This window comes from Aquimarina sp. AU119 (assembly GCF_900312735.1).
Lineage (GTDB): Bacteria > Bacteroidota > Bacteroidia > Flavobacteriales > Flavobacteriaceae > Aquimarina > Aquimarina algiphila.
In genome coordinates, this window is record NZ_OMPF01000003.1 from 58,635 (window position 1) to 76,849 (window position 18,215).

General features: G+C 30.8%; 21 protein-coding genes. 12 read left to right on the plus strand and 9 right to left on the minus strand.

All coding sequences use genetic code 11. From position 1 onward, the window contains the following. Positions 1-43: 43 nt before the first annotated feature. The gene (locus tag DK442_RS03735; RefSeq protein WP_143915595.1) at positions 44-493 is read right to left on the minus strand and encodes a hypothetical protein; all 450 of its coding nucleotides are present in this window, start codon (positions 491-493) and stop codon (positions 44-46) included. Between the two features lie 503 nt (positions 494-996). On the opposite strand from DK442_RS03735, the gene DK442_RS03740 reads away from it, so the two are divergent. From DK442_RS03740 to DK442_RS03795, 12 genes are all read left to right on the plus strand, one after another. Then, positions 997-1,761, plus strand: coding sequence for a hypothetical protein (locus DK442_RS03740; RefSeq protein ID WP_109434518.1), 765 nt, complete (start codon positions 997-999; stop codon positions 1,759-1,761). Positions 1,762-1,973: 212 nt separating this feature from the next. Further along, positions 1,974-2,762: a toxin-antitoxin system YwqK family antitoxin gene (locus tag DK442_RS03745; RefSeq protein ID WP_109434519.1), complete on the plus strand. Its 789-nt coding sequence runs from the start codon at positions 1,974-1,976 to the stop codon at positions 2,760-2,762. A gap of 114 nt (positions 2,763-2,876) precedes the next feature. Next, a complete protein-coding gene (locus DK442_RS03750; RefSeq protein WP_109434520.1) occupies positions 2,877-3,902 on the plus strand; it encodes a hypothetical protein in 1,026 nt (341 codons plus the stop codon). Positions 3,903-4,054: 152 nt separating this feature from the next. After that, positions 4,055-4,852 carry a DUF3050 domain-containing protein gene (locus DK442_RS03755; protein WP_109434521.1) on the plus strand — a complete coding sequence of 266 codons (798 nt, stop codon included), beginning with the start codon at positions 4,055-4,057 and terminating at the stop codon, positions 4,850-4,852. A gap of 80 nt (positions 4,853-4,932) precedes the next feature. Continuing rightward, entirely contained in the window at positions 4,933-5,634 is a 702-nt protein-coding gene (locus tag DK442_RS03760) for a hypothetical protein (protein WP_160114034.1), read from the plus strand. A 139-nt stretch (positions 5,635-5,773) separates the two neighbouring features. Then, entirely contained in the window at positions 5,774-6,553 is a 780-nt protein-coding gene (locus tag DK442_RS03765) for a HipA family kinase (protein WP_109434523.1), read from the plus strand. Then, on the plus strand, positions 6,543-6,926 hold the full coding sequence (locus tag DK442_RS03770; RefSeq protein WP_109434524.1) for a DUF3037 domain-containing protein: 384 nt from the start codon (positions 6,543-6,545) through the stop codon (positions 6,924-6,926). Before DK442_RS03765 ends, DK442_RS03770 begins: the two co-directional genes overlap by 11 nt. Before the next feature lie 47 nt (positions 6,927-6,973). After that, entirely contained in the window at positions 6,974-7,531 is a 558-nt protein-coding gene (locus DK442_RS03775) for a Crp/Fnr family transcriptional regulator (protein ID WP_109434525.1), read from the plus strand. 67 nt (positions 7,532-7,598) lie between these two features. Then, positions 7,599-8,477: an enoyl-CoA hydratase/isomerase family protein gene (locus tag DK442_RS03780; RefSeq protein ID WP_109434526.1), complete on the plus strand. Its 879-nt coding sequence runs from the start codon at positions 7,599-7,601 to the stop codon at positions 8,475-8,477. Positions 8,478-8,676: 199 nt separating this feature from the next. Beyond that, positions 8,677-9,060 carry a hypothetical protein gene (locus tag DK442_RS03785; RefSeq protein WP_160114035.1) on the plus strand — a complete coding sequence of 128 codons (384 nt, stop codon included), beginning with the start codon at positions 8,677-8,679 and terminating at the stop codon, positions 9,058-9,060. Between the two features lie 111 nt (positions 9,061-9,171). Further along, the gene (locus tag DK442_RS03790) at positions 9,172-10,080 is read left to right on the plus strand and encodes a DUF1080 domain-containing protein (protein WP_109434528.1); all 909 of its coding nucleotides are present in this window, start codon (positions 9,172-9,174) and stop codon (positions 10,078-10,080) included. A gap of 28 nt (positions 10,081-10,108) precedes the next feature. Then, complete coding sequence (locus tag DK442_RS03795; protein ID WP_109434529.1) at positions 10,109-11,308, plus strand: serine hydrolase; 1,200 nt, start codon at positions 10,109-10,111, stop codon at positions 11,306-11,308. Between the two features lie 13 nt (positions 11,309-11,321). On the opposite strand, the gene DK442_RS03800 is transcribed toward DK442_RS03795, so the two are convergent. The 8 genes from DK442_RS03800 to DK442_RS03830 form a co-directional block, all read right to left on the minus strand. Further along, the gene (locus DK442_RS03800; protein ID WP_109434530.1) at positions 11,322-12,242 is read right to left on the minus strand and encodes a hypothetical protein; all 921 of its coding nucleotides are present in this window, start codon (positions 12,240-12,242) and stop codon (positions 11,322-11,324) included. Between the two features lie 326 nt (positions 12,243-12,568). Further along, positions 12,569-13,528, minus strand: a complete 960-nt coding sequence (locus DK442_RS03805) for a bifunctional helix-turn-helix transcriptional regulator/GNAT family N-acetyltransferase (RefSeq protein ID WP_235010900.1) — start codon at positions 13,526-13,528, stop codon at positions 12,569-12,571. Positions 13,529-13,721: 193 nt separating this feature from the next. Beyond that, complete coding sequence (locus DK442_RS03810) at positions 13,722-14,543, minus strand: OmpA family protein (protein WP_109434531.1); 822 nt, start codon at positions 14,541-14,543, stop codon at positions 13,722-13,724. 68 nt (positions 14,544-14,611) lie between these two features. Then, on the minus strand, positions 14,612-15,046 hold the full coding sequence (locus DK442_RS03815) for a hypothetical protein (RefSeq protein ID WP_109434532.1): 435 nt from the start codon (positions 15,044-15,046) through the stop codon (positions 14,612-14,614). Positions 15,047-15,130: 84 nt separating this feature from the next. Continuing rightward, positions 15,131-15,259: a hypothetical protein gene (locus tag DK442_RS28755; RefSeq protein ID WP_255412207.1), complete on the minus strand. Its 129-nt coding sequence runs from the start codon at positions 15,257-15,259 to the stop codon at positions 15,131-15,133. A gap of 17 nt (positions 15,260-15,276) precedes the next feature. Continuing rightward, on the minus strand, positions 15,277-16,179 hold the full coding sequence (locus DK442_RS03820) for a DJ-1/PfpI family protein (RefSeq protein WP_109434533.1): 903 nt from the start codon (positions 16,177-16,179) through the stop codon (positions 15,277-15,279). Further along, positions 16,176-16,916, minus strand: a complete 741-nt coding sequence (locus tag DK442_RS03825; protein ID WP_109434534.1) for a PepSY domain-containing protein — start codon at positions 16,914-16,916, stop codon at positions 16,176-16,178. The genes DK442_RS03820 and DK442_RS03825 overlap by 4 nt, the downstream gene beginning before the upstream one ends. Positions 16,917-16,932: 16 nt before the next feature. Continuing rightward, positions 16,933-18,192 carry a PepSY domain-containing protein gene (locus DK442_RS03830; protein ID WP_109434535.1) on the minus strand — a complete coding sequence of 420 codons (1,260 nt, stop codon included), beginning with the start codon at positions 18,190-18,192 and terminating at the stop codon, positions 16,933-16,935. Positions 18,193-18,215: the final 23 nt, after the last annotated feature.

Consider the following 18,215-nt stretch of genomic DNA (forward strand, 5'->3'; position numbering starts at 1 on the left):
AAGAATAAGATTTAGGGTAGATCAAATGGTTTTATAAAAAAAATCATTGAACTTTATCATAGTTTTCAGACTGTGAATAATGTCCCTCTTTATCTACATCGATTTGTTGATACGAATTGGTGCCCATCACAAGTTCGAATACAAAAACTTGTGTGGTATCGACAATTTTCATCATAGGACCAGAAGCATATTCTAAACGTTCTTCGAGCATGCCGTCTTTGATAGTATACGTACCATAACCGAACCATTCGTTATTATCTTTTGGGTCATAACGAGTCCACATCACTTTTCCTTTGCTGTACATCTTTACCTGGCGATATCCATTCTGATTAAGAACAGTATCAATTATTTGGTTGTGATCATCATATAAGAATTGATGTTTAAGTTCCCAAACACCCTCTAGGTTATAAGGCTCAATTGCGGTAGTTTTATTTTCTTGTGTAATAGCGAAAAAAGAACACATCCCGCACAAAATTAAAATTAAGGTTTTCATGACTGCAGAGATTTAAAAGCTATTCCTCAATAAGTTACGAAAATTTTATGAGATTGATTTGCTTCATAAAAGTTTTAGTATTTATTTACAATATTAAATCCAAATACAAACCAAAGAAGTAATTTGGAAATGGTTTTTTCATCCCTACAGAATAGATAGATCTACATGTTTTGGGTCAAAGCAGATGTCATTTATGAACTCTAATGAACTCGGTACAAGAACACTCTAAAAGTATTCTGAGCTTATTGAAAATTCACTTTTATGATATTCTGTTTTTTATCCATCCCTCTTATATCATTATTGTTTTAGCAATAATGTTTTTGTATTATTTTATTCTATCAGGATGACGATGTGATTTTTGTATTCTTGATTTATAGATATATAGTAATATATTTAAGGTTTATGACACTAGAATTGCTCTAATAAAAGAGGAGAGTTTTAAAACCCATAAGAAAAACAATGTCATCACCTTCTTTTTTATACCTTAGTAAAAATTCAAATTTATGCGCTACTCTAACGAACTTTTCCTTCGTTTCAAAACTGTATTCATAGCATTTATTGGTGTTTTTTCAACTTTAGTTTTATTACGAATCATTTTAAATAATGCCTTTTTAATTGAAAAAATTGTTGAGGTTACGTCTTCTTTAAGCCGTTTAAAAGTATGGTGGATTATTATTTTGTTTGTTATTGTTATACTAACACTATCCAAGCATAAGAGTGTTGGCGGATATTTTACCATTCTTGTTACCATACCTTTAGTAGCAGTTTTGGTAGCTATAACTATATTAAGACGTTCTCAGGACGGAACTGTAATTTCAGAATTCATTAATACAGTATGGTATTTTACTTTATTATTAATGCTTTTATCTTTGGTAATGATTACTATATCAAAAATTAAAACTTTTTTAAAGTATTTTGTTTATATAGTCAGTATCTTATTGATTTTATTCTTCTTTGCAAGATTTATATTTTTTGAAGAAATCTTTTTTAGTAAAGCTAATGATACTGAAAATCAAATAATTGTTGGACGATTTTTACTCCTTCTTCTGTTATTTATTTGGCTTATTATATCAATTAACCCTATAAGTTTGCTTAAACAATCAGAATCAACTAATGGTAAACGAAATGATGTTTCAGAAAGTATGGTAATACTACTTTTAGGCATGTTTTATGTTTCAGTTTACTTCTTTATCTGTAAAGACGTATTAGATTCTGAAACATGCAAAGCGGTCAACTTTGATTGTGTAACAAAGCTTTGGGAATTTTAGATAAATATGATAGACAAAATAATGATACTCCATCGCTTTTGTATTTTTGGAAAAAGAATGCAAAATAATATTAGAGTATAAAAGGCATTAAAAAGATCATTTAGATTACCATTAATGATGATTTGAAAAATGAATAGGAAATATTAATCGTAGTTGAAATAAGATCAAATATAGTATCAGTTAATACAATTTTCATCAGTAAATTTTATAAAATGTATAATTTAAAAAATAAGATTAGTTTGGGGTTTCTTGGTGTTTTAACTTCAACACTTCTATCACAATGCAATATTAATAAAGCAGAGAGTAATAGTAATGAAGTTGGTAATACAAAATCAACTATTGTTAATAATGTAAAAGACTTTAAAGATTATTACCCATCTGGTAATGTCAAAGAAATTGGTCAATTTATTGAAGAAAGAAAAACAGGAAAATGGACTTTATATTATGAAGATGGAGAAATACAATCTATAGAAAATTTCAAAAATGGAAAACGTGACGGATATTATAAAACTGATTATTCTGGTGAACTTTATATGGAAGGTTGGTATAAAGAAGATATAAAAACAGGAGTATGGAAAAGCTATTTCAAAGAAACAAAGACTTTAAAATATTTAAAGCAATATGATGATAAAGGATTAGCAAATGGAGAATGGAAAAATTATTATGATTCTGGAGAAATAGCAAGTATAGAAAACTATTTAAATGGTAAAGCTAATGGGAAACAAACTGAATATTTTAAAAATGGTAAAATACATACAACCGGTGAAAAAGTAAATGGTAAACAAAATGGATTATGGAAATATTATTTTGATAATGGAAATTTAAAGTGTGAAAGAGAATTTAAAGATGGTGTCGATGATGGAAAATATGTAGAGTATTTTAAAAATGGTAAAATTTACAAAACAGGGAAGAAGGTAAATTTTAAAAAAAGCGGAGAATGGAAAATTTATGATGAACAAGGGAATTTGCTTGATACTGTTTTGTATAAAAACGATGATTGAAATTATTCTTAGAGATTAAACGAATTTGTAATCTGTACCGTAAAATAATCACTATCTCTCTGCGAAAATCGTTTTAGTGTTTTCAGATTCATAGAGATAAAGGATATTTATAAAATGAATCTAATAGTAAAAGGGATTGTTTTTTTTATAATTACAACTATTGTAATTAGTTGTGGATATACAAAAACAGAGGATGATAAGTTTCCTGATATGGAGGTGTTTCCAGAAAATTCAAACACTGAAATAGCGATTCAACCTCTCAAAATGAAAATTTATGATATGTATAGCTCTAATAACGCTACACTATACGCTGCTGTTAACTTTTTTTACGATGATGGGTCTACAGGACAGTATATTATGGAGATGGATAACGAATTAAATAGTATCGATTCTATTCCCAGACATGGCTCTTATTTTATTGCAAAAAACGAAAATTTTTATGTTAATGATAAAAATGGAAATGTAATTAAGTATCATGATCTAAAATCTAAACCACAAAAAGTACCCATTCATCCATTTCATGGTCAGTTATATAAGGATGATATAGAGAAAAAACTTAAGGAAAAAGGATCTTATGCATTAAATAAGTTTCCTGATAGTCTGCATTATGATATAAGTCGCAAAATAGATTCTATAAGTTATCATAAATCAGTAGACGAATTTAATAAACAGGTTTTAACAAATCTGGAGTGTGTTAGAGATATCGGAGACTGGTATTTGCTAACATATCCTCAAAATGAATTTATAATAACAGAAATGCCTACTCCGCTTTGGAAAGAAAATATTGGAAATAGGAAAGAGCCTTATGAACAACTCAATGAATTTGATCAATGTCAGCGGAGAGATAAATTCATAAAAGTTGATAACAAAAGCTTATTGATCAAAGATAAAGCTGTAACAGCAAATGGCAGTTCAGGAGGTAACCATTTCGTGCCTGGAACTTTCTATCCCAAAGGATATCAATATTATGAATTCAATATAAATGATACGACGACTCAATTCAAAATTTTCGCAGAACATGTACTTGCTCAAAAAATAACATCAAGAAACATCCCAAATACAAATATTTATTTACTCGATGTTAAACCAGAAATATATGATTATGATCATCCAACTACTTATATCGTAGTTAAAGAATAATTATCTTTAATAGGATTTTAATTAAAAAACAAGATAATTGGATTGTAGTTTTTGATTAGGATTATAATAAATCTTACGGTAGATTCGCTTTACAAAATATAAGAAAACATTAACCTATTGGATATGTACAATTGTTATACGCAAGTTGCAATATGAATAGAATAGAACATATAGAAAATGAAATTTCTGAGTTAAGAAATCAACTAAGAGACCATAAGCTTTACAAAGTATTAAGTGATGTGTCAGACATTAAAGTTTTTATGGAGAATCACATATATGCCGTATGGGATTTTATGTCTCTTTTGAAAGCGCTACAATTACAACTTACAAAAGTAGAAATACCCTGGACCCCAAGAAAAAATGCAACGCTTTCAAGATTTATCAATGAAATTGTCCATGGAGAAGAAAGTGATATTAATGAATTAGGAGAACCCAAAAGTCATTTTGAAATGTACTTAGATGCAATGGCGCAAATTGGAGCAAATACTAAAGAAATCAATACTTTAATTGGATGTATTGACTCTGGACATTCTGTTAATTCGGCATTGAATGAAATTAGTATTGATAAAAGAGTGGCTGATTTTGTGAACTTTTCATTTGCTATTATTGACACCAATAAGTCTCATTTGATTGCCTCGGCATTTACATTTGGTAGAGAAGACGTTATACCAGATATGTTTATCGAAATTTTAAAAAGTGCAGATTCTGAAAATAGACGTTATGACAAACTCACGTATTATCTCGAAAGACATATAGAACTTGATGGGGATGAACATGGTCCTCTCTCTCTTCAAATGATATCAGAATTATGTGGAACCGATGAGGTAAAATGGTCTGAATCACTTACCATAGCAAAACAATCTTTAGAAAAAAGAATTTCATTATGGGATGCAATTTGTGAATTAATAGAAAAAGAAAAACTAGTATGTAATAAGGAATATAGCGCATAGTTAGTATACAGGAATTAGCTATGTCACAATGTAAAAATTAACTTCATGTTGTTTGATACTCCTAGGGAAAAACTATTCGAATGCGAAAATTTATAGAGATCAATATCCTTTTAATAATGACAGTATTTCTGTTTAGTTCTATGATGAATCTAACAGGACCTTCTTCAATTGCATCAGAAATTAATCCCATTTCGATTAATGAAAATGGAGAGATATTGTGTAAAACTCGTTTCACAAAAAATCAAATGGGTGGGTATAGTCCCATGAGAGTCGAATATGGGTTTTGTATTCTTTCTAAAGATACCATTATTCAATTTAGAGGTAAAGTCCTTGAGGATAATGAAGCATATTATGAACAATTGAAGTATTGGGACGACATATTTAAGTCAGAGATCAATGAGGAACAATTAAATGAACTTAATAAAGAGGTTCTTAAAAATGAATATAACTTTTCTTCATGTAATGCAAATTCATTTAAAGTTGATAAAACAATGCCGATCTCAGAGTTTGAGACCAATAAAAAAATAAATCTCAAAGATAACCGACAAAAAGCATTACATGGAGCTTCTAGTACATCATATTATGATGAAAAGAAAGTTCATTTACTCTACGATTTTGGACATATTCTGCTTCTTAATAATATAAATGATGACAATGATGAAGAAGAACTTAGCTTAGGATCTGATTTTGATTATTATAATCCATGGGTAAATGAAGAGGGTAAAGAAGTTAATATAGGATTTGATATAAGTTTGGTTACAGGAGTTTTGATTACTGAATAATTATAACGATAACCTATGTAGCGTCACATTTTATAAGCAAAATTTCACCTAATATTAGAAAACCATGAAATCCCTGAAATCTCATGGATTTGTAATCCGTTCATAAAAAAACAATGAACTTTTTACTATATTCGAAGCTATGAATACAATTGAAATTCGGACTGTAGATGTTGTTCAATATATAAAACCTTTACGAGAAGGAGGATCTCTTCCTGCAATAGTTAAAGCTGATGATGATTTTCTTTATGTTTTAAAATTTCGGGGAGCTGGCCAAGGGAAAAAAGTACTTATTTCAGAACTTATTGGTGGAGAACTGGCAAGGGCGATTGGATTACATGTGCCCGAATTGGTATTCATGAATCTTGATGACTCTTTTAGCAAAACCGAACCTGACGAAGAAATCCAAGACTTACTTAAATTCAGTGTAGGTCTTAACCTGGGCTTACATTTTTTATCCGGAGCAATTACATACGATCCTTTGGTTTCTATTGCTGATAGTATGACAGCATCCAAGGTGGTATTGCTGGATAGTATGATTAGTAATATTGATAGAACTTTTAAAAACACAAATCTATTAAACTGGAATAACGAATTATGGTTGATCGATCATGGAGCCAGTTTTTATTTTCATCATAATTGGGAAAGATGGAAAAATCATCTTACTAGAACATTTCCTGCAATAAAAGATCATGTTCTTTTGGAGCGAGCGAATCATTTAAATGATGCTTCAAAAGAAATCCAACGATTGATTAATAAGGATAAAATCATAGAAATTGTATCAAAAATACCTAAAGATTGGTTAGAGGATGAATCAGAGTTTTTAATGCCTGATCAAATGAGAGCGGCATATATTGAATTTATATGTACTAAACTTTCTAAGATAGATTCACTAGTTAAAGAAGCAGAAGATGCAAGATAAGGTTACATTTGAATTTGCTGTTATTCGATTTGTTCCAAAGGTTGAGCGAGAAGAGTTCTTTAATATTGGTGTAATTTTGTTCTGTAAGCGCAAAAAATTTCTTGGTGTAAAATATCACGTTAATAAAAGTAAGTTTGAAGCTTTTTCAAATGACTTTGAATTAAAGCTGCTAGAGGAATATTTAAAATCCTGGAAGTTAATCTGCAAAGGTCAACCCTCTGGAGGAGCTATTGGAGAATTTGAACTAGCCGATAGATTTCGTTGGTTGGCAGCCTCAAGAAGTACTGTTATTCAAAGCTCAAAAACACATCCTGGTTTATGCAGTGACCCAGAAAAAGAATTAGAAGATCTTTTTGAAAGGTATGTTTTATAAGAAACATTGTCAAGTTATAGTATTCAATTAAACGATACGACAAGATCATGATAAATGAAAAAGTAAGTTCTTCTGATGTTTTAAAAAAGAAAATAATAGCACATATACAAGAAAAAGGCAATTCACCCATTGTTTTAAAAAGGAAAGAATACCTTATTAGAGAAGGTCGTATCGAAAATAGCATGTACATCGTTGAGCGGGGTTCTTTAAGAATATTTGTAAATAGAGAATCCGAGGAAATTACATTAAGGTTTGGTTATCGTGGTTCCTGGATGACTTCTTTTCCTTCTTTTTTGAGTAGAACTCCCTCCTTATATAATATACAAGCTATAAAAGAATGTCATTTACTTCAAATTGATAGAGATGATTTTTTTGATTTTATAGCTTCAACAAAAGAAAATCAAGCACTTTGGACAAAAATGCTTCAAGAGTTTGCAATTCAACAACTAGAACGAGAATTAGACATATCTATTCGTACACCTATAGAACGATACGACCGTTTATTAAAAAGAAATCCTCATGTTTTTCAGGAAATTCCTAATAAATATATTGCATCATACTTAAGAATGAATCCCGAAACATTGAGTAGGTTGAAAAAACGTTGACTAGAGTCAATGTTTTCTGAAGACAAGTTCTTGATTTTTGTTTCTATAAATTCTAAATATAAAATAGATGGAACTAGAGCATAGTGATTCAATACAGAATCAAAATACAACAAATCTTATGAATTATATCTTTCAGAGTTTTACCGTTGTAATAGACAAAGGAGTGGCGTTTGTTACTTTTGACTATGGAGAGACTAATATTCTGGATATAACCTTGGTTACAGAGTTAGATAAACTAGCTAAAATGCTTGAGGTTGATGAATCGATAAAGGTAATTGTCTTTCAAAGTGCTAATCCGGATTATTTTCTTTCACATGCAGATTTTAAATTACTTCAGGATTTTAGAGATCAAGGAGTATATGATAGTGATGAAATGCCATTGTATTCGGGTTTACTAGAAAAATTTAGGATCATGCCAAAAGCTACAATTGCAAAAATACAAGGCCGTGCTCGTGGTGGTGGTGCAGAATTTATTATGGCTATGGATATGAGTTTTGGAGCTATGAATTCTGCGTTATTATCTCAGATGGAAATTATAATAGGGATTCTTCCTGGAGGTGGAGCAGCACAATATCTTGCTAGAAAAGTAGGAAGATCCAGAGCCATGGAAATCTGTTTGGGAGGAGGAGATTTTGACGCATTGGAGGCCGAAAAATATGGATATATTAATAGAGCGATCCCAGATGATGAGATCGATTCTTTTGTAGAAGACCTAGCGTATAGAATCGCTACGTACCCAGCAAAGGCAATTGCTTATAACAAAGCTACCGTAAATTTATTTGAAAAAGATAGGGAACAAGAGTTTATTATCTCAAATCAATGGTTTGCTGAACTTGTAAAAACAACTGAATTTGATGATAGAGTAGATAAATTTTTTTCACAGGGTGGTCAAACCAGGAAAGGGGAATTATCTAATTGGAAAGAATGGGCAAGAAAATTAAAATAGTCGTTTTTTATTCAAATTTTAACCTACATTGACATTATGAATGTTTTGATAATTGAAGAAAAGAAAACAAACCTAGTTACTAAAAGGTGATTATTGTAAATTAAAACCCATCTAAGCTTAAATTAATGAATAGAAATAAAACATTAAGGAACTGAAAAACATACTGATGATTCTTACGAATTTCTTAAATAAAATAACTTTGAAACCAAAAAAGATTTTTTTTATAGATAGTATAGGAGCATTGATAACTGCTATATTCTTAGGCTTGGTATTAGCAAGATTGGAACCTATTTTTGGAATGCCTCCAAAAGTGCTGTATGGTCTGTCTTTTATTGCTTGCATGTTTGCCTTGTATTCATTTTACTGTCATTTACAACTTACCAAAAACTGGAGACCATACCTGATAGGTATAATTAGTGCAAATCTGATATATTGTTGTTTGACCATTGGTTTAGTGATTTGTTATTATCAAAAACTAACAAATTTGGGCTTAATGTATTTTTTGTTTGAAATTATGGTAATCCTAATTCTGGTATGTATTGAATTAAAAACAGTTTCAGAATTAACCTACAGAAAAGATTGATTTTGAGATTCTATCCATAATAATCGTTTGTTTTCTATCATACTTACCATATATTTAACGTATAGCAAGACTAAATAGAAAAAAATATGAATTAACATAACACTTGCAATAATGAATAACATTCAAATACGAGTATTGTGTGTATGTATTCTATCGATTATCATTTCTTGTTCTGACTTTCCTAAAGATGAGCGACAGAATATTACCAAAGAAGTACAATGGAAATATTTAATAGATGAGGAATTATCGAATTGGGATACCTACTTAAGTTTTAAACATCAAAAGGGTTATGATGGTTCTGCACCAAAAAATGAAGATGGAACTTTGATAGATCCGATAGGAATGAACAAGTCAGAATATAAAGTATTTACTACTGTTAAGGAAGGAGAGGATGAAATCATTAAAGTAAGTGGAGAATATTATGGATGTTTGATTTCTAAAGAAGAATATAAGGATTATCATTTACAGTTGAAGTTCAAATGGGGAGATAAAAAATGGACTCCACGAGAATCATTACTTAAAGATTCAGGAATATTATATCATTCTATTGGACCAGTTGGAGCTGAGCATTGGAGAACGTGGATGCTGTCTCAGGAATTTCAAATCATGCAGGGACATACAGGAGATTATTGGAATCAGGCTACGTCGGCAATCGATATACGAGCATATACCCCAGAATATATAATGAATCCAATGGCTAATGAGCATCAGGACTATTTACATATTGGTGAAGGAGGACCTTATAAAAACTATTGTCTTAGGAGTAATGATTATGAGAAGCTTCATGGAGAATGGAATACTCTAGATTTGATTTGTTATAAAGATAAAAGTCTTCATATTGTTAATGGAAATGTAGTGATGATTCTTAAGAATTCCAGATATCTAAATTCACAAGGAGAAATGGTTCCTTTAACAGCAGGAAAGATTCAGTTACAAAGTGAAGCAGCCGAAATCCATTTTAAAGATATAAGAATTAGAGGATTAGATTCGTTATCATCAAATTATAAAACCTATTTCTAAATTAGAGCGAAATATACCGTAAAGCTAAATGAAAAAAAGAATTAGTATTCTAGTCTTGACCATTTTGATGTATTCAGGATATAGTCAAGTGAATGATTCAATACAGAATAAGCTTATTGAAGAATTAGAACAAATTTATTCACGTGGTTATATAACTGGATTTTCTGTTGCAATTGTGAATCAAAATGATATTCTATTTACAAAAGGATATGGATATTCTAATAAGAAAGAACATCAGGAATACTCAAAAAACTCTATTCAGAGTATTGCTTCAGTTTCTAAGACATTTATTGGTATAGCTTTACTTAAGGCTCAGGAATTAGGTAAACTTAAGTTGGATGACCCAATAAATGAGTACCTACCATTTGAAGTGACGAATCCTTATTTTCCAAATACATCTATAACGATACGACAGTTAGCAACACATACATCTACTATAAAAGATTCTCCGCGATATGAAAAGAATGGATACATTCTAAAAGAAAAGGAAAATGGTGGAGCTACAGTAAACACCAATTTTCGGTCTCCTGATGAAATGATGACTCAAGAAGCATTTTTGAGAAAAATTTTAAGTAAAAAAGGGGACTGGTACAAGAAGAATAATTTTTTAAAGAATAAACCTGGAGAAAAATTTAAATACTCGAATGTTGCTGCTGGATTAGCTGCTTTTATTATCGAAAAAGCAACAAACGAACCATTTAATGAATTTACAAAGACTCATATTTTTAAGCCTTTACAGATGTCTGAAACGGGATGGTTTTCTAGTGAAGTGGATTTCTCAAAACATTCTAAATTATATTCGACTACAGAAAAAGAATTGGCATTTTACCAATTGATAAATTACCCTGATGGGAGCTTAATTACTTCTTCTGAGAATTTAGGAAAATACCTCATAGAATTGATTGCAGGTTATAATGGAGAGGGAAATATACTAAAGAAAGAGAGCTATAAAGAGTTGTTCAAAGCACAACTAACAGACGAAAATTTTGAAGAGCGAAATGAAGGTCCTTACAATGATGAATATAATATGGGGATATTTATGGGGATTTCTGCTCAGGGGCAAATGGGACATACAGGGGGAGATCCTGGAGTAGCATCATACATGTTTTTTAATACTAAAACCAAAATAGGGAAAATTCTTATCGTAAATACAGAACTAAAAAAGGAAGGGATAAATGAATTTATAGACATCTGGAAAACATTAGAAAAGTATGAAGCCAGACTCTAAGTTAATTACTTGATTATTCATAATAAGCAATCTCTCGTTCACATACGAGCATTGGAATTTCATTTTTATACACTATTTTTTTAATCCAATTGTTATTGTTGTCATATTCATATGTCGTACTGTTGTACTCGGTAGGTGTGGCATCAGAGTAGTACATATGACTTTCAATTTGGTCACCATGCTCATTATAAGTCATTTTATAATGTGTGGTTTTTGATTTATTAAACCAATATTCATTGGTTTCATGCAATTTATTATTCTCATACGTATAATGTACTCGTAAATCTACTTCACCAACACCATTTCTATGTTCATCGATAAAATTATTTCCATTACTATCATATGTACAAGTCTGCACAGACTCTAACTGGTTGGCAAGATTATAAATCTTTTTTTCAAAAACGTTAGGGCCACTATAGATAAATATAGTTTTCTCAATGATAAACTTTCCATTGATACTATGTTCGATGAATTCTATAACCTGACCTTTAGAATTGTATTTATATGAGAAATCCTGACTTAATTTACCATCGATAAATTCTTGAGTTCGTATCTTTTCTCCTTGTGAGTTATAAGTGTAAACTGTTTCAGATTCTTGATGATCATCAAGAGAGTAATTATATATCTTGTTTAGAAACCCCAAAGTATCATATGTATAGGTATGTTTTGAACCCATATTTTTTTTGGTATCAAACCAGTGGCTTTTTTTTAATAAACGCCCACTTTGAATAAAGACCAGTTCAATCGCCTGATTAAAACTATCTTTTTGTATGATATTATTTTTTGGATCTAGAGTAGCGTGATAAGTTATTTCTTTTAAAGATTTTACTGATCCTTTTAGTTCTAATTGTGCAAGATCATTTTGTGCCTTTACTCCGAAGAGAAAGGAACTTACTGCAATCAGCAGTGTTAAAATTCTGTAATTTAGCCTCATAAAGTTAGTGTATCCTGTGTGAATGGGTCTCTAGAATTACTAAAATAAAAATAATTAAGAAAATACAATACAAAAACCTTAAAAAGAATACGGTAATACCATGTGTTTTTAAGAGCTAATATTAGAATCTTTTGTACATCATGTTTCGAATGTTCTTCTGTTTTTTTTCAATCCATAGAATATATATTCTAATTAGACTTAAAAAACTTTTTTATATTAGTAAGCTATAATTCGGCGCAGAGAGTTGAGGTAAAACATGTAAACAAATCCATTATGAAGGATTTTATAATTCAACTCTTTTTTAGCGCCGAAATTATAGCTACATCTTAGTGTAGTTTAAATTCCATTTGAATATTACATCGTTGGTATGGGGTAGGTATACCAATTACTTTTTTAAATCCTAGTTTGTAGTATAAATTAATAGCCGGTTTTAGTACAGTATTGCTTTCTAAATATATATTTTGAGCTCCCAAAGATTTTGCTTTTTTAAGTATAGCTTCACCTAAAAGAAATCCAATACCTTTGCCTTTTGCCTTTGGAGAAACTGCCATTTTTGCCAATTCAAAATCATAATTTGGATGATCCATTTTTATCAAAGCACACACACCAACAGGTTCATCTTTATACAGCGCAATTAAAATCTCACCTCCACGATCTAATATATATTCTTCTGGACTATCCAAAGCTCTATGGTCGGCTTCCTCCATAGTGAAAAAATTAGTAATCCATTCTTCATTAAGCTCTTTAAATGGTATTCTATATTTTGATTCATAGGATACAATCTTAATATTTGCTGCTTCTCGATGTTTTTTCTCTTCCTTAACTCTTTGAAACATTGATTTTTGATCCAATAAAAGCTCAAATTCTTCAATAGCATGCCACATATTGTAGGTACTTTGGTCTAGTGTTTCCTCTACAGCTTTTCTTACATCAATGTATTGATCTCGAATTTGATTTGCCATTTGTTTCCCTTTAGGACCTAATGCTACATTATTTTTTCTTGCGTCGTTTTTATCTTTCTTTTCTAATAGAATCTTTTCTTTTACCATCTCACGAACAGTTTTGCTTACAGAAGGGTGTGAGTGACCGATCTCTATTGCTATTTCTGTAATTGATTTTTCTCCGTTTTCAGATACTACATAAAATACAGGAAACCATTTTGGTTTTAAATCTACATGATACAGTTCATAAATTTTATCAGCGTCTTTTGCCATTTGTTCACTTAGCATTCTTAGCCTGGTGCCAATTGCCATAATACCAACATTATTAAAAAAATCTGTTTTCATAACTATTTACGTAACTGATTACGTAAAAATATGGATATATTTTATTTTTTCAAAATTAAAACTCGAATAGACATTATTTTAAGAAAATGAAATTGGTATTGATGAATGTATATAATTAGGATACAACTCTTAAGTACATATATAAAAAATCCGGTCAAAAGGACCGGATTTTTATATATATCATTAGAATAATTTATTCTTTTGGACCGTTTTTCATATTTTCTTTTACAAGGCTATAAAACTCATCAAACTTAGGATCAATTATAATTCTTGTAGCGGTCTCTATACTTTCAGATCCGTATTCACTTTTTGCAAGCACTTCCATTCTTTTAGGATCTACTTTATGGTCAATTTGCAAAGCTCTGACAATGGCAGCTGCTTGTTTTGCACTAAGATCCCAGTTGTCACTGATGCTTTTATCTTTGAAACTAATAGCATTACTATTTCCTTCAACGATTATTTTTAAACCTGGTTTAGCTTTTAATGCATTAGCAATCTTTCCTAAAACACCTTTACCTTTATCGTCTACTTTATAACTATCATCATTCCCAAATAATGTGGCATTAGGCAATACAATTAATACCATGCCATTTTGTACTCCGATATTTCCTTCTCCTCCTAAAGCATTTTTAAACACTGTTAATGTAGCTAGCTTAAGAGAATCGTTTTTCCCAATAGCATCATTTATTAACTTAAGTTGTCTATCTTTTTCCTGAAGACTTTTAAGAGATGTTTCTAAGTTTTTAGCTTTTTGATTTGATAACTGTGTAAAATTACTCATGTTGCTCAAAAGAGAAGCATTGGTGTCTTTAAGATCTTTTACCTGAGCTTCCATAGTAGCAACCTGAGTTAAGGTCGCTTTCTCTTTGTTGCGAGAATCATTCAACTCACCTTTTGTGGTTTTTAGCTCATTCCTTAATTTGGTTATTTCATCAAGAAGATCCTTTTTTTTCTGAGCTTGCATGGATGAAACTGAAATAAACAGTACAGATGCAAATACAATAATTTTTCTCATTGGTTTTAATATGATTTGTTGCAACCGCTAAAGTAAAACATTTTTATAAATAACAAAGCAAGTGACCTTTATGACTTTTTCAAGATTTGTTTCGCATTTTCAATACTAGCGTTAATTTGGTCTTTAAGTTTATTTACTTTAACCTCTTCTTCTTGCAGTAATTTCATCTGAGAAGACATCTTTTCTTTGTCTACTTTTTGGTCTTCTTCTTGATGCGGAAAAGTATCACTAAATTCACTCATCCAACTCATCATAAAATCATATGCATCTTTTACATCTTGTTGTGCTTTTGCATAGGATTGTCCTTGTGCTGTGGTATCTACTTTGGTTTCTAATTCTTTAATTAGACTACTCATTTCCCCCATTTTGGGCATGACTTCATCATGCACATCAATTATTTTTTGCATCAGAATATCAAATTCTTGTTCTTCTTTAGAAAGTTGATTACAGGATGTGCATATTAATAATAGTAGTAAGGCTGAGTATATAAACGATGATTTCATAAGTATAATTTTTTTATGTGAATTTTATTTCATTTTGTATTAAAAGGCAACCTTAATAAAGGATGTTTGTTTTTTTCAAAGATATTATTTTTCCTCTTCACGTTTAAGTTTTGCTTCATAGTATTGGTTTCCTATATCATTCATTTTACGTAATTGAAGAATAATTTGAAAAACACAAAATGAAATTGCTGTAATTAAAATATAAGTTAGCATATATTAAATTTTAAAGTTTATTTGTTTTTATCTTCTTTTAATAAAGGTTCTAATCCTATATCATACATTTTTTCCATCATATAGGTTACTACACGATCTGTATTATCAGGATGCCCTCCTTCAAAAGGAGGTTTTGGATTATATTCTAGATTTAAAGCAGTAAATGAAGCATAATTTCTACCTAAAATATGATCAATTAACCCTAAGCTCATATCAATTCCTGCAGATACACCTGCACTCGTCCAGTATTTTCCATCATTAGTATATCGCTTATTCACATATTCAGCACCATATTGTGTTAATTTTTCTTCAGCCTTGTACCAATGAGTAGTTGCTTCTTTTCCTTTTAATAGGCCAGCCGCTCCTAAAATCCAAGCCCCTGTACATACACTAACTGTGTATTTACTGTTTTTGTCAATTTTGCGAATCCAGTTTAATAACTCTTCATCTTTTGTAGCCTGATATGTTTCAATAAACCCTCCGGGAATTACCAGAATATCTAATTGTTCAATGTCATTAATACTATAATCTACTTGAGTTTTGACTTTGCTACTACTAGTAATGATTCCTTTTTTTCGACCAATCATTATTTTTTTTGTAGGAGACATATGGTTTAATACAGAAAGTGGCCCCATAGCATCAAGAGTAAAATATCCATCATATAAAAGAATACCAATGGTTTGTATAGTATCTCTAGGAGGTTCATAAACCATCATCATTAACTCATTATGAGACATATGATTTAATTCTGAATTGCTATAAGGAGTACCATCTGGTTTTACATTATAATCCTTAATTGATATTGTAGTAGTGTCAATTGTGGTTTCATTTTTTGAAGTTAGACCATTATCTTTTTGATTGGATGGTTTACAGCTCAACATACATAAAACCATCAATAGTACGTATATAGAATTTTTCATGATTTTGTTTTTTTACGATTGAATGTCTTTGAAGTCAAAATATAAAGTGTGAATCCAGAAAGAATGGTGAAGATGCCAAAAAAAGAAAATGCTCTAAGTAAGAGGTTATTAAAGTCATCACGTTCCTGATAGTCCATGGTATGCAACATCCATAAAAAATCAAAGATTCGCCATTTATTGTTTCTAAACGTTTGAACATTTCCGTATGTTACCGATACATATATCGTAGTATTTGCTGGTTCACTAAATGAAATAGCATAGGCCGGTAATGGCCGATTACGGTATTCGTGATGATTTCCTGTTGAGGTGAGATATTCAACTTCTGTTACTGGAGCTTTTATATTCAACTTATTTTTAGAAAGTTGGATAGCTTCGTTTTCCTGAATTGGTTTTCTCAGATTTCCATTTTCAGCATTTATTAATACTACTTTTCTCTCCCCTTTATTAGTGATCTCAATACGATATATTGGGTCCATCAGTATCGTTGTAAGTTCTAATGATACTACACTATCATTCTTTACAAGATGTTGATCTAAAAAATCTTTTGGAGAAACGTAATTGATATCCTTTGGCAATATTGGAGCGTTCTTTTTTAAATGATCCCCTCTTATTTCATCAATATTCGTCCAACTAAAATAGAGTCCGCCTACGGTCCAAAGTAAAAATTGAATTCCAAGGATGATACCAAGGTAACGATGCCATTTACGAGTTAAACGTACTACTTTACTTTTCTTCATTCTCTATAATTTTTTATTAAGCAGAAAGTATTGTCTTTCTCTTTTTCTTTATGGTTCTGATATACTCAATAATTAAAAGAATGATTATACTTGCGCCAAATAATGGGAATGCTAAACCTAGAATTCCTATAATTATTATAATTCCATATCCAATTTTAAAAGTGATGGGTACTTTTGGTATTCCCCATGATCCTTTACGTTTTCTAAGTATGTAAGAAATCAGAGCAGAGCCACTCATTATAGTCAAGGCTATTGCCGTAAAAAACATTAACCACCAATTCCAAACTCCAAATTCTCCTTGATGAAAAGCCATCACCCACATTCGCCCTCGCATTAATACTCCTACATCTTGCCAATCATTAGATAAAATCTGTTTTCCAGAGTATTGATCAAAATGAATCTTTTTTTGAGAGTTCAAATCAGATGGGTTATTGTTAGATACGCTAAAAACTCCTTGAGGACCTTTTGGAAAATGGATTTTAACCGTTCCTGTAAGATGGAGTGCTTCAGCTTTGATAGCAATTTGATCTAATGTTATAGGCTCTGCTTTGTGTTGAGATTGTAATTGGTGACCTTTCCAACTATCGGGGTAACCGGTATTTGTCATTTCCTGTAATTTTTTAAAGTTCCCTCCAACAACATCAGTCCATGGGAAAGCCCCAGCCAAAATGAGGATTAATAAACCAGAAATCCAAAACCCAGATATCGAATGCATATCCCTAAAAAATGTTCTTTTGCCTTCGCCAATTCTCGGAATGAAAAAACCTTTGAGTTTCCAGCCTCTTCCCGGCCACCAAACGTATAAACCTGTAAGGATTAGAACCAGCATCCAACTAGCAATAAGTTCTACTATTTTGGTGCCAAATTTGCCCATGAGTAATTCACCATGTAATTTTCTAATGGTATACATATCGGTTTCTTTTGTCACAATCTCCCCAGAGATTTCTCCTGTATATGGGTTTACAAACACGCTACTTTGTCCACTAAAACGACCAGAGATAAATTCGGTGGCATGATGTTTTGAAGTTGGTAATAGTAAAGCGTTTGGTTTTTTCACAGCATTTTTATTGGCAATTTGCCATTGTTGATCTAATGAAATACGATCTATTGCTACAGCTACTTCTTTGATATGCTTTTGCCTTGGCTTTTCATAATCTGCTTTAAAAAGATATATTCCTCCTGTTATAGAAAGTATAAGAATAAATGGAAGGGAGATTAATCCGGCGATAAAATGCCATTTCCAGAGCCATGTGTTTAGTTTTTCATTTTTTTTCATTTCTCAATTAAGATTAGCCCTCC

Excerpts from the sequence above, each read along its gene's own strand:
- DK442_RS03735 (WP_143915595.1), bottom strand. The coding sequence starts at position 493 with ATGAAAACCTTAATTTTAATTTTGTGCGGGATGTGTTCTTTTTTCGCT.
- DK442_RS03740 (WP_109434518.1), top strand. The coding sequence starts at position 997 with ATGCGCTACTCTAACGAACTTTTCCTTCGTTTCAAAACTGTATTCATA.
- DK442_RS03745 (WP_109434519.1), top strand. The coding sequence starts at position 1,974 with ATGTATAATTTAAAAAATAAGATTAGTTTGGGGTTTCTTGGTGTTTTA.
- DK442_RS03750 (WP_109434520.1), top strand. The coding sequence starts at position 2,877 with ATGAATCTAATAGTAAAAGGGATTGTTTTTTTTATAATTACAACTATT.
- DK442_RS03755 (WP_109434521.1), top strand. The coding sequence starts at position 4,055 with ATGAATAGAATAGAACATATAGAAAATGAAATTTCTGAGTTAAGAAAT.
- DK442_RS03760 (WP_160114034.1), top strand. The coding sequence starts at position 4,933 with ATGCGAAAATTTATAGAGATCAATATCCTTTTAATAATGACAGTATTT.
- DK442_RS03765 (WP_109434523.1), top strand. The coding sequence starts at position 5,774 with ATGAATACAATTGAAATTCGGACTGTAGATGTTGTTCAATATATAAAA.
- DK442_RS03770 (WP_109434524.1), top strand. The coding sequence starts at position 6,543 with ATGCAAGATAAGGTTACATTTGAATTTGCTGTTATTCGATTTGTTCCA.
- DK442_RS03775 (WP_109434525.1), top strand. The coding sequence starts at position 6,974 with ATGATAAATGAAAAAGTAAGTTCTTCTGATGTTTTAAAAAAGAAAATA.
- DK442_RS03780 (WP_109434526.1), top strand. The coding sequence starts at position 7,599 with ATGGAACTAGAGCATAGTGATTCAATACAGAATCAAAATACAACAAAT.
- DK442_RS03790 (WP_109434528.1), top strand. The coding sequence starts at position 9,172 with ATGAATAACATTCAAATACGAGTATTGTGTGTATGTATTCTATCGATT.
- DK442_RS03795 (WP_109434529.1), top strand. The coding sequence starts at position 10,109 with ATGAAAAAAAGAATTAGTATTCTAGTCTTGACCATTTTGATGTATTCA.
- DK442_RS03800 (WP_109434530.1), bottom strand. The coding sequence starts at position 12,242 with ATGAGGCTAAATTACAGAATTTTAACACTGCTGATTGCAGTAAGTTCC.
- DK442_RS03805 (WP_235010900.1), bottom strand. The coding sequence starts at position 13,528 with ATGAAAACAGATTTTTTTAATAATGTTGGTATTATGGCAATTGGCACC.
- DK442_RS03810 (WP_109434531.1), bottom strand. The coding sequence starts at position 14,543 with ATGAGAAAAATTATTGTATTTGCATCTGTACTGTTTATTTCAGTTTCA.
- DK442_RS03815 (WP_109434532.1), bottom strand. The coding sequence starts at position 15,046 with ATGAAATCATCGTTTATATACTCAGCCTTACTACTATTATTAATATGC.
- DK442_RS28755 (WP_255412207.1), bottom strand. The coding sequence starts at position 15,259 with ATGCTAACTTATATTTTAATTACAGCAATTTCATTTTGTGTTTTTCAA.
- DK442_RS03820 (WP_109434533.1), bottom strand. The coding sequence starts at position 16,179 with ATGAAAAATTCTATATACGTACTATTGATGGTTTTATGTATGTTGAGC.
- DK442_RS03825 (WP_109434534.1), bottom strand. The coding sequence starts at position 16,916 with ATGAAGAAAAGTAAAGTAGTACGTTTAACTCGTAAATGGCATCGTTAC.
- DK442_RS03830 (WP_109434535.1), bottom strand. The coding sequence starts at position 18,192 with ATGAAAAAAAATGAAAAACTAAACACATGGCTCTGGAAATGGCATTTT.